We start from the raw sequence: 11,742 nt of genomic DNA on the forward strand, positions 1-11,742 counted from the left end.
TAAAATTAAAGTGGCTTATTAATTTTAACCACAGTTTTACCAAAGTTTTTACCGCATATCATATCGTTGAACGCGTCTACTGTATTTTCGATGCCTTCTACCATGTGCTCACGGTATTGAATTTTTCCGTCTTGTAGCCATTTTTGCATGTCTTGTGCAAACTCGTCGTAACGGTCGCCGTAATCATCAAAAATGATAAAGCCTTGCATTTTAATACGCTTAGTAAGCAATTGACCCATTAGCATACCTAAACGGTCTGGGCCTTCTGGCAAGCTAGTAGCGTTATATTGCGATACTAAACCACACAATGGTACGCGCGCTGCGGTATTTAGTAATGGTAGTACGGCGTCGAATACTTTACCGCCCACATTTTCGTAGTAAACATCAATGCCTTTATCACAGGCTTTTTCTAACTGCTCTGCAAAGTCATCAGCTTTGTGATCAATACAGGCATCAAACCCTAGTTTTTCAACGGCGTGTGCACATTTTTCGCTACCACCAGCAACACCCACTACTTTACAGCCTTTAATTTTAGCTATTTGACCAACCGTTGCACCTACTGGGCCTGTTGCTGCTGCAACAACTACGGTTTCGCCTTCTTTAGGCTGGCCAATATCAAGTAAACCCATGTAAGCAGTAAAGCCAGGCATACCCATAATACCTAATGCGTATGAAGGGTTTGCAGGCTCTTTACCTAACTGCATTAAGCCTTCGCCGTCGGTAATGGCGTAGTCTTGCCAACCTGTGTAGGCAAGTACCCATTCGCCTTCGTTAAACTTATCGTTTTTAGACTCTTCTACTTGGCACACTGTTGCGCCAACCATTACATCGCCAATATTAACAGGGTCAGCGTACGACTTAGCATCACTCATACGACCACGCATATACGGGTCTAGCGATAGGTAAATAGTGCGTAGTAAAACCTCGCCGTCTTTTAATGCAGGAAGCTCTACCGTTTTTAATTTAAAGTTTTCATCTGTTGGAGCGCCATTAGGGCGTGATTCAAGAGTAAGTTGGCGACTAGTCGTAGACATAAAAGATCTCCTATTAATATAAATAAACTACTTACCGAATGTTTACGCTTTAAAAATCGTGATCAGCTAAACAATAATGCGCGGCTAAGCAGTATGAATATGTACAATGCGTACCTTAATAAAGGAGTTTTGGGCGGGTGGTTGATAATTCAACCTTTGCAGAGTATTTATTCTAAATGGTTTATTTTAGATTGCTAAAAATATGGCTATTGTAAAACACCCCGTTTTTATAAATGGCCTGTTTAATCACAGCCTCTTGCTCAAAGCCACTTTTAATAAGTGCTTTCATAGAGCCGGTATTACCAGCAAACACAGCGCCAAAAATTCTGTTTAGGTTAGATTGCGCAAACGCTTCATTGCATATAAGTTCAATAGCGCGAGTAATAATGCCTTGCCCCCAATAGGCTTTATTTAGCCAATAACCAATTTCGCCACTGTGGCTGTATTCAAATTCGCCGGGAGTTACACCAATACAGCCCGCAAATTGCCCATTTACAACAATGGCCTTAGCCGTTGCATCAATTACGCCGTTTTTTGAGCCTTGGCTTATCCACCAATCAGCATCGGCTTGCGTATACGGAAACGGAATTTTTGACGATAAATAACGCGTGACCTGTTCATCATTTAAGGTGTTAATAATAAAAGGGGCGTCTTGGGCTTTAAACTCTCTGAGGGTGATCATATTTTTTCATAAATTTTTAGTATGCACACTAACTTAACAATCATTTAAGAGTTAAACAATCAGAACCTAAATTAAACGGTTTACGGCTATTACTTTGTTTTAAAGTCCTCTAATATAAGCAAAATATTACACCTATTTTAGATGCCATTATGCACCCTCACATTAAAGCTCTTTATAACAGCGCCCAAAAACCAAGCCGTTTAATTATTGGTTTAATGAGCGGTACCTCGTTGGACGGGCTTGATGTTGCACTGTGTAAAGTAACGGGAGCGGGCTTAAATACACACATTGAGGTTTTAAATTTTACTACTGTTGATTACAACGACGATTATAAAACTAAAATAAAGCAGGTATTTGCCAAAAGAGAGTGTGATTTAGAGCTTGTAACTTTACTGCACCCGTGGATAGGTAAACTCCATGGCGATATGGTTAACCAGTGCTTACATACTTGGCAAATAAACCCGGCAAGTATTGATGTAATAGCGAGCCACGGGCAAACCATTTACCATTGCCCGCAGTCGCAGCATAACCACAAAAGCTTTACTAATGGCACCTTACAAATTGGCGATAGTGACCAGATAGCCGTTACTACGGGTATTACTACCATTGGTGATTTTAGGCAAAAACACATAGCCGCAGGGGGCGAGGGCGCACCGCTTGCTGTGTATGGCGATTATTTGTATTTTTCGAGCGCTGCTGAGAGCCGGATTTTGCTAAATATGGGCGGCATTGCTAACTTAACGTTTTTACCCAAAAATGGTGATGCAAACGGTGTGTTTAGCTCCGACATTGGCCCCGGTAATACCATTATGGATGCCTACGTACAGCAACATTTTAAAGATATGCATTATGACGATGGCGCAAAAATAGCAAAAGCAGGCAAGATAAATACACCATTATTGAATGCATTGTGTAATAACGCATTTTTTAAACTCTCAATGCCTAAAACTACAGGGCCAGAGGTATTTAACTTAGCGTATTTAAACGCCGCACAGCAGCTTACAAATACACAGCATTTAAGCCATGAAGATGTAATGGCCACCTTAAATACCTTTACTGCAACCGTTATAGCAAATGCATTAAACGAGTGTGCAGAGCGCGAACAAAATTGTGTGGTGTATGCAAGTGGTGGGGGTATTCATAATCCATTACTAATGGCGCAACTTACAGCGCTTTGCCCACGTATTAAGGCTTTTAAAAATACCGACGATTTAGGTATAAATCCCGATGCAAAAGAGGCTGTGTTATTTGCTATTTTAGCAAACGAATGCCTAGCAGGAGAGCAGCAACACCTAAGTAACACCGCGCAGGGTATCGCTGGAGTTACTATGGGTAAAGTAAGTTTTGCAGATTAATAACTTATAAGTAGCGTCGCGTAATTTAAGTGCAGTCAGCACTAAAACAGCGATAAAAACGTAGAACCCATACTCGCAAAGTAGCTACGAACGCCCTGTGACTTGGTATGTTCAGTTTTTATTTGCTCAGGAATATAGCCTTGCTCAAATGCTTTAATGTACACATCGAGTTGCTGGCTTTCTTTTAAGGTCGTGTTTTTCCCGTGCAGCATCATTTGCACTACAAAACACTGGCTTTGTGTAATGTTACTTAAAGTAAGATTTACAGTACCAGATTCAAGGTCTGCATTGCTCAGCGTTTTTTCAGTAAAATACTGCGCCCCACGTGCACTGGGCTGCGTTGCACTTAGTGAAATAACATCGCTCTCATTTGCGCCATCAGGCAACACACACTGCAGCGTAATGTTATGCGCAGCATTGGCTTTTAGCGATAGCTTTTCATATTCCATAGCGTGGCTCATCGCCGCAGACATAGAATCATCAAATGATTGCAGTGCAAATGTTAGTTGCACTAAGGGTGTACTCATCTTACTTAGTCTTCTTGAGTCTATTCATTTATCGGATAGAGATTATCGCGGATCAAAGTTACAGATTTATGACTAATTGCATTAATTAGTACAATTATTGAGTGGTTTGATCAAAGATGATCTTTGTGTTCTTTCTCATTCGGTTTTGGAATGGTTTGTCACACATCTGGAATAAGGAGCCATATATGGCGGGGGTTGCAGAGATGGTGTTAGTGTTCCCCATTTGGGTTTTTCTCATAGGGTTCGGAATTTGGTTTTTAGGCTTATACTAATTAAAACATCAAACATAGATTCCAAATTAAAATTTCATGCTTTATCTTTTTTGATTTAATACTGTATGGATAGCGGTTTATTGTTGTACCTCATATTAATAGAGCGGTGTTAGCGGCCAAGATAAATGTCGCAATGCAAATGTTCTAAGGCGGTTATGAGCGAATTCCGGACGTTGAGATGAGCTTAATATCGTAGCTACTTGATTGGTCAAACTGCTCTTTGCGCATATATTCATGAAAATGAGCGCTGAGCGCATATTGGTTCAATTAACTCTATCTAAAAAATTTAGAAAACTTAGTGATAGTAATGCCTTAGGTAATTTGTTAAAACTATATAAAGTAGATAAATGAGCGTTAAGTCGGCAGAAATATGCGCGATGAGCGCACTATTAAATTGTTGAACTAAGCCGCTACGCGGAGATCCTATTCTGACCATTTGAGCCACACTTACCTTGGGGTTATCCCATATTTGGAGGTAAGTCATGAATACACTCATTGAACAAGTCAAAACTGAAATAGCCTACCGTGGTTATTCACAAAGTACCTGTAAAAGTTACTGCGAGCATTTACTTAAACTCAGCCATTATTTTAATAAACCACTCGATTTAATTACTGATGATGAGCTGAATATCTTTTTTAAAGATCCCGCCATTCGCAAGCTCTCCAGCGCGAGTCAAAAAATACAAATAAACAGCATTTGGTTTTTGTTTAAGAATATTTTACACCGCCCACTGAACTTAGACATAGCCTTGCCTAAAGCAAAACCTCGGGCACCTACTTATTTATCGCGTGATGATATTCGACGACTTATAGAAAGTTGCACGGATATGCGCTTAAAAACATTGATAGTGGTGTGTTATGGATGTGGTTTGCGTATTGGCGAACTGCTGCGCATCAAAGTGCAAGACATCGATGGACAGCGTAAAACCATTTTAATTGAACATGGTAAAGGAGATAAGTCACGCTATGTTGTTGTATCAGATAGCGTGCTAAATCAATTACGTTGCTATTGGAAAATGTATCACCCAACGGGCTGGATGTTTTATTCACGATGGTTAATGGATAAACCTATGTCACCCTCAAGCTTCAGAAAGGCATTGAAAAAACATGCACAAATGTGTGGTTTAAAGCACTGGCCATGCTTATGCAACACATCAACTTGAGTTAGGGATGCCGCTTCATCAACTTCAACATCAGCTTGGTCATAGTGACATTAGAACCACGCAAAGTTACTTACACTGGTTACCTGAATTAGGGCATGGTGGCATTGATTTACTCGCAAGTTGGGGAAACCAATGAGCGGCTTGCACCTCGCTGATATTTTAAATTCTGGCCTTGGGAATTATCGGCAGCACCACATAATGAGTTATCAACAGTTACGAGTCTGCCAACACCTTCAATCATGCAGAACGGGGCAGCTCGGTTATCAAGCATGGCAATGTGATAACTGTAGTGAAGTACAACAAATTGGGTGTAGTTGTCGAGACCGTCATTGCCCACGTTGCCAAGGGATGGCTACGGCTAAATGGGTGCAAAAACAGCAGGAAGATTTATTACCGTGTCGGTATTTCCACCTTGTTTTTACGCTCCCGCATGAGTTAAATATCATTGCGCACTACAACCCAAACGCGTTATATCACTGTTTATTTAAAGCCGCATGGCAAACGCTGTGTAAATTTGCGAAACGAAAGAGGCATGGCCAGTTAGGCATGACAAGCGTACTGCATACGTGGGGGCAGAACTTAAGTCAGCATATTCACCTGCATTGCTTGATACCCGCAGGCGCGCTTGATAAAGCGCACTGGCATGAAATAGAAAAAGGCTATTTATACCCCGTTAAAGCATTATCAACAGTGTTTAGAGGGAAAATGCTCGCGGCGCTCAATGAATGCGATAGTTCATTCGCGAAGGTAAGCACACCAACCAAATGGTGCGTGTATAGCAAAGCCTGTTTAACGTACAGTGAAAAGCTAGTTAGTTACCTTGCTCGTTATACCCGAAAAGGCGTGATGTCAGAATCGCGATTAGTGTCAGCGACTGAAGAAACAGTGAGCTTTAAATACCGCGATTATGCAGATAACAACCGCGATAAAGTCATGACTCTGAGTTGTGATGAATTTTTACGGCGCTACTTACAACATGTATTGCCCAAAGGGTTTATGCGCATTCGCCACTATGGCTTTTTAGCTAATGCGTGTCACAAGCGAAAGTTAGGGTTAATAAAGGCTCAAGTATCAGCAACCCCATGCAAAGCGGTGAAGCCGAAGGTAGAGCAAGAACGATTAATACCCCATTGGTCTTGCCAGTCATGCAAGACGGGTACCTTACGATTTATTGGTGTGATGAATTTAGATGAGGCGACAAATAAAATAGCGCGAACGAGTTAGCAGCCTTGCTTGCTGCATCAAATCAATAAGTTAACCTGCTTAATTGCTCAGGCTAATAGCGACTGTGCGAGCGAAAAATATCCTTGCTTAACGGTTAAACATTCGGTTTAATGAATAGATAATAAACGCTGAGCAATGCAGGGAAAGCTTAAATTATAATAGGTAAGCTTATTAAATTAGCTGATTTAGCTAGAGCCTCTAAAAAGCAAATTCCCATAGTATAAACAACACCAACTCTGACACACCGAGCAGGTAGCGCCTCAGTCCAACAAGCGATTATGCAACACAAACTGCGTGTCGCATAAATACTAAAGTGTTATATTTCTCTCTAGTATAGGTTATTAAATGAACTTAAGCGTACAACAAAAATTTAGTACTGGACTTCCCAGCTTTCGCTAGACACCGGCTTATAATCTTAAAGTACAAAACGGAAGTAGACTTCCGATTTTAAGCCTATATTGCCATATTTAGGAAGTAAACTTCCGTTTCTAGTGCTTCAAAGGTAGTTATCGGAAATATACTTCTGTTTTTTGATAGCGGTGTTAACCTAGATAACTATATGAGCTACTTTTCAGGGTCTTATTTGAGCGAGAACCGGACACTGAAGAAGTTAAAGTTATTCTTGTTTTGATGAGTAGGTTCCTAATTTTGCTCGATAAAATTATTAACCGCCATTTTGATGAAAAATAACAAGCTTTGAATTAGCACTATTTCAATTACATGTTTACAAAGGTAATTATTGATGAAATTATCAGAGTATGAGTTACGCCGTTTGGGTGTGTTATAAACCACCAACATGTTGTTCAACAAGCTATTATATGCCCTAGAGGGATTCGGAAATACTTGAATAAGTTTAACTACAGATTTGATTCGGCACCCAATTTCAAAGCTAAAATAATTCGCTATTTTCTATATACATTTCTAGTTTTTTTAGCCACTTTTTCATTCGTGTATTTAGTACACTATACGGGAGATGTATTGGGCGTTGACGTTAATAAACCCTTACAGGAAATTCCAACTCATGTTGTTATTTTAGGGTTGTCGGGAATGCTTTTTGCTATGGTGCTTATTTACTCCATTGTGCTTTGGGTTGCCAAATCAATATTTACAAAGTTTAGATTGTAGTACGAGTAAATAACAAGGTAATCATGAATATGACGTCTAAAACTTGGCCAACGCGCATTTTTCGCTAATTTTAGGCATGCTCAATACTCCCGATATTGCGGCGTTACCACTGTCCGAATTTGGCACTGAGCCGTACTTCAGCAAAGAGCGATAACCAGTCATTGAGAGCAGCTTAATGACTGGTTAATTTCGTGCTCAAACGGCTCTTTGCTCATAAAACACTTCTATTAGAAGTTACAATGCGCCTTATCTGGTTTCTAGCAAACTATGGGAAGTCTATTTCTAATAAATCGACTCATCTTGCATCCCATTTTCTTTTGAGCTCGATAAAGCGTTCATCTTCACCTAACTCACTATCAGCTTTATTCATTTTATCTAAATAGTCCCCAATATTGTAAGGCCACTTGTTAATGTCTTCAGGTAATACGGTATACAAAAGCAACAAAAGGTCACTAGGGTATTTTTTAAGTATGTTGTCGTTATTGATGTAAATGTGGTTAGCGTGTTCTAACTTAGTTAAGAACGGAGTGATTAGGTTTACAATTTCAGGGAAGTGTTCTTCCGACCAAAATGCGATGTCACAAAGACGTTCAGATACAGAGGGTGATTTAGCAGCAAGCTGTTTAGGCCAAACATTTGAGATAAGTTCTTTGAATTGTATTAACCAACCTTCTTTGTCTTCACTATTTCCGTGTCTAGCTTGCCATAATGTTCTACACCTAAAGTTATCACTTGCTCTAATTAATACTTCTTTTAATTCAATATTCGATACCCATCTATCATTCTCATCATTAATTTTCCAAGCTGAGTAAATTAACCCTACGATAGCATCCTGATGACCTCGACTTTCAACCTCCCCCGAATATGCCAACTCAAGAATGCTTGGCTTCAAAATGGTGAATAGTTCTTTCCCGCGAACTACTCCCCATAAAACACCAGTCCAAAATGCCAGACGATCTTCTTCGGAAGAAGAATTTAGGGCAGAAAGCAAGTTCTGTTGAGTCCAATCAGGATCAATCCAAAAGCACAAACTTAAACTACGACTAAGTATAACCATTGCATAGCGATGTAAATCATCAGGTAAAGCTAATAATTGGTTGAGCAATAACAATAAATCTTCAGTAAAACCCTCTCCAGATTCAAAAATATGGCTATGCAGTGGTTGTAATACTGCACTAGTTAGGATTCCAGTTGGTGAATTTATTGACTCCATGGACCAATCAGGATCTTTACTTCCTCGTATTATTGAGGATGCTCCCTCAGCAGGTTTTCTCGATATTGCATCAACTAATTTAAAAGCTAACTTAAAGTAAGTAGCATTATAGTCATTAGTGAGCACACTAGTAGATTTCTCAAACCAGTTTGATACTGGGCGAAGTATTTTTGCCAAGTCGTCACTGGTAAAACTAGACAAACGCTCAGCAATTAATGCTATAAATCGGGGTTTATCATTTTTACGGTCTTCAGCATAAAGAAAAGTATCCCAAGCCCAGTCAACAATGTTTCCTTTTTTTGCTGAAAAAGTTAAAGCGTTGAAAGCTCGAATTGGTTTTTCTTGAGATAAACCAAGAAATGGGTCTTCATCAATTAAAAAATTAGCTTGCCTACCAGATAACTCACTTGCTCTTTCAAGAATGGAGGCTAATGGTTCATCAGCTAATAAAGAATAGTCTGTATTTTTCGTAACAATACCGCTTCGAGTTTCAAAAGAGCGTGCTGCATTTATTGCATACTCAGGCTTCCATTTCGGTGTATTATCTCTTAGCCTATGAACTAACTTATCCGTATCTATTGTTAACTCACAACTATTTTGTTTAAGCCAAGTTAATCTATCCAGAATATTCCCTGCTTTCCGTTCCTTAAATCCACTTTCATCTTCAATTTTCCATGGTTTAGGTCCTTGCAATATTCTATTTTCTATTGTGGAACGGTTACATTCGTCGAGGTCTTTCCATCTGGCTTTAAAAGCTAAAAGCAAGTCTCTAGCATGATAGCTATCCCAAAATGCTTCGTCTGAAAGTTGATTTAAAATAGTGATAAAACTTTCATTAGGCACCAGCTCGGCTTTTCCTAATGCCCAAATTCTTAACCTAGCAAAGATAGTACTGTCATCGCATGGCCACTTTGAAAGCTCCTTTTGAGCAGTAGCAAGATCAATTATTAATAATTTGTCTAAGTAAGAAACAAACAGCAATACCCAAGCAGATAGGCCATGAGTTCGACTATATGAATCCTCTCCATTCTTCTCAGGTGTCAGCGAACATCTGAGGCTAAGACCGAATCCGCCTATTTCATTTTCTAGTTCAATAGCAAGTTCTAGATTACGACGCAGGATTTTAACAGTACGAATTAGCAATTCATTAGGAACTTGTAGTCCTCTTGGGAGCTCTGGGTAATGAACATCTAAATGAATTAAGTGCTCTAAACTAATCTGATCCGGGTTGGCCTCATTTGGGGGGCGGTAATGAGGAGTAACCTTGATGAAAGGCCTCGTTAACATTGCAAGATGCCGTAATTTTCTGGGGCACCAGCCATTGCTCTTTATTGCTCTTTTCAGAGTAAACCAGTTGAGCTCTCTTTTTTTATCAATTTGTTCAAAGCCATCCAAAATATAACCCCATGCCTGATTGAGTACACTATTCATATCTTCAGAGCGACGTTCAACCTCTGATCTAAGTACAGACTGAATCCAAGGGTGAAGAAATTGCTGCTTTGTAACCCACCAGATTACTTCTGGCTGATCTGCCAGTCTGCTCAACCAATGTGTTAATATGTTGAGTCTTTGAGGCAGAGTAGAAAACTGAGGGTAGTTGAGATCATCCCCTCTAAATCTGATAACACGTTTATCTTGTGCTTTTTTAATGTCTTGTATGTTAAACTCGAAAGCATCCCACGCACTTGTAGGAACTTCCCGTTTGTTATAAGGGTCATTAGGTTCGACATGCTGTGGTATATAATCGGAGTCCAAAGAGTAAAAGTGGAACGGATCTACAATACCAGCAAGGTTTTCTGTACCGGATAAACTCTTAGGAGGACCTTCATACCTTAGCTCGGAATCAAACACATGAAGCCAACTGGCAGGAACTAATTTTTCACTATTAGCAAACTTTTGGGCACCTTCAGTTGTAGAAACAATATGTGCAATCTGACCGCGCTCAAAGGGCTGTAATTGATGAGGTCCTATTCCTGCTTTTGTAATTATTTCTTGATACCATGTATCTGGGTCTGAAGCTCGCTCTGCCCATGCTTCTAGAGTGCTCCAAAGCGCAATATGCCCATTTGAATCGTCATACCCAATCGCTTTAACCCCTTTATGGCGCCACTTTGAGCCAGCGTAGCTTTCATCACCAGATTGAAATGCGTATATGTTATTAAAATGACTTGAGTTTTTATTGAGTGCTTCTAAAAGATACTGAATTGGCGGATCATCCGCAGAATAACCTACAAAAACTACAACATACCTTTCCAATATGCCTTTGACAAAGGAAGTAGCCCAACCATTAGCTAAGTAAGCATCTCCAAATTCAGAGCTTGATAAGACAAAACCATTGCTTGCAGCACCTGTACCATCCTCATTTACTTTACCATGTAGGTATACTGTGCCATTAAAATCATATGAATGATTAAGATCTGGTAATTTTGGTGGTATGAAGGTGCGCATATCTGGTTTGCAAAGATCAAATAAACAGTCAAAATTAGTTGTTACCAAACGTACTAGACCGTCCCTCGTCGTAGCCAGTTTAAGCATCGTTTGGTGTGCACTAAGGTCAACTTTACTGTCAGGTGTCAGAGCCTTAGCTACTGATTTATAAATATCTCTCGTTAAGAATTCTCGCTCTAGTAATCCAAATATCCTATCTGCCGAAACTACTCCTTCTACTCCAGTACTATCAGTTATTTCTTTAGCCGCACCTATAAGCTTCAATGCAGGGCTACTTGCTTCTACACCAAGCTCATCAGTGACCGATGATGCTAACTCAAAAAAGTCGGCGAAACCCGCTCTTGCTCTCGAGACACCTGCACCACAGAAAAACACTACCCGGCCTTGATCTCGAGCTTGTAAAAGCTCATCTGGTATGGAAGGTCCATTTTCGAGGAATCGCATAATTTTTCCTTTTGCACATAAAGTTTATTTGTAAGTGTTATGACTTAAGCTGTGATTTATTAGATCAATAGAAGTTAGAATATCTCTTTCAGTAATAATGACACTAAACACGCCAATATAGTTATAATATCATTTGTAGTGGTCAATAAAATTTGGCCACAGTTTTAGAGTCTTTGTATCTAATCTCAGATTCATTTGGCGCTAAACCAGCATTATAATGATGCGGTCTAACGTTGTTGTAATATCCGTTGATAT

The 11,742-nt window shown here is 39.7% G+C and carries 8 protein-coding genes; 4 read left to right on the forward strand and 4 right to left on the reverse strand.

Features of this window, described 5'->3' with window-relative positions:
* Positions 1-5: 5 nt before the first annotated feature.
* The gene (locus I6E70_RS05875) at positions 6-1,034 is read right to left on the reverse strand and encodes an NADP-dependent oxidoreductase (protein ID WP_197188278.1); all 1,029 of its coding nucleotides are present in this window, start codon (positions 1,032-1,034) and stop codon (positions 6-8) included.
* Between the two features lie 181 nt (positions 1,035-1,215).
* Positions 1,216-1,716, reverse strand: coding sequence for a GNAT family N-acetyltransferase (locus I6E70_RS05880; protein ID WP_197188279.1), 501 nt, complete (start codon positions 1,714-1,716; stop codon positions 1,216-1,218).
* 149 nt (positions 1,717-1,865) lie between these two features.
* Between I6E70_RS05880 and I6E70_RS05885 the strand changes: the two genes are divergently transcribed.
* Positions 1,866-3,071, forward strand: coding sequence for an anhydro-N-acetylmuramic acid kinase (locus tag I6E70_RS05885; RefSeq protein WP_197188280.1), 1,206 nt, complete (start codon positions 1,866-1,868; stop codon positions 3,069-3,071).
* Between the two features lie 41 nt (positions 3,072-3,112).
* On the opposite strand, the gene I6E70_RS05890 is transcribed toward I6E70_RS05885, so the two are convergent.
* Complete coding sequence (locus I6E70_RS05890) at positions 3,113-3,598, reverse strand: hypothetical protein (protein ID WP_010554987.1); 486 nt, start codon at positions 3,596-3,598, stop codon at positions 3,113-3,115.
* A gap of 754 nt (positions 3,599-4,352) precedes the next feature.
* Between I6E70_RS05890 and I6E70_RS05895 the strand changes: the two genes are divergently transcribed.
* The 3 genes from I6E70_RS05895 to I6E70_RS05900 are packed head-to-tail and all read left to right on the forward strand — an operon-like array spanning position 4,353 to position 6,257.
* Positions 4,353-5,033, forward strand: a complete 681-nt coding sequence (locus tag I6E70_RS05895; protein WP_269435110.1) for a tyrosine-type recombinase/integrase — start codon at positions 4,353-4,355, stop codon at positions 5,031-5,033.
* 7 nt (positions 5,034-5,040) lie between these two features.
* On the forward strand, positions 5,041-5,169 hold the full coding sequence (locus I6E70_RS20790; RefSeq protein ID WP_082916361.1) for a hypothetical protein: 129 nt from the start codon (positions 5,041-5,043) through the stop codon (positions 5,167-5,169).
* Entirely contained in the window at positions 5,166-6,257 is a 1,092-nt protein-coding gene (locus I6E70_RS05900) for an IS91 family transposase (protein WP_197188281.1), read from the forward strand. Before I6E70_RS20790 ends, I6E70_RS05900 begins: the two co-directional genes overlap by 4 nt.
* Before the next feature lie 1,420 nt (positions 6,258-7,677).
* Here I6E70_RS05900 and I6E70_RS05905 read toward each other — a convergent pair.
* A complete protein-coding gene (locus I6E70_RS05905) occupies positions 7,678-11,487 on the reverse strand; it encodes an SIR2 family NAD-dependent protein deacylase (RefSeq protein WP_197188282.1) in 3,810 nt (1,269 codons plus the stop codon).
* Between the last annotated feature and the right edge of the window lie 255 nt (positions 11,488-11,742).

The sequence above is a fragment of the Pseudoalteromonas sp. NGC95 genome, from assembly GCF_015864705.1.
GTDB lineage: Bacteria > Pseudomonadota > Gammaproteobacteria > Enterobacterales > Alteromonadaceae > Pseudoalteromonas > Pseudoalteromonas arctica.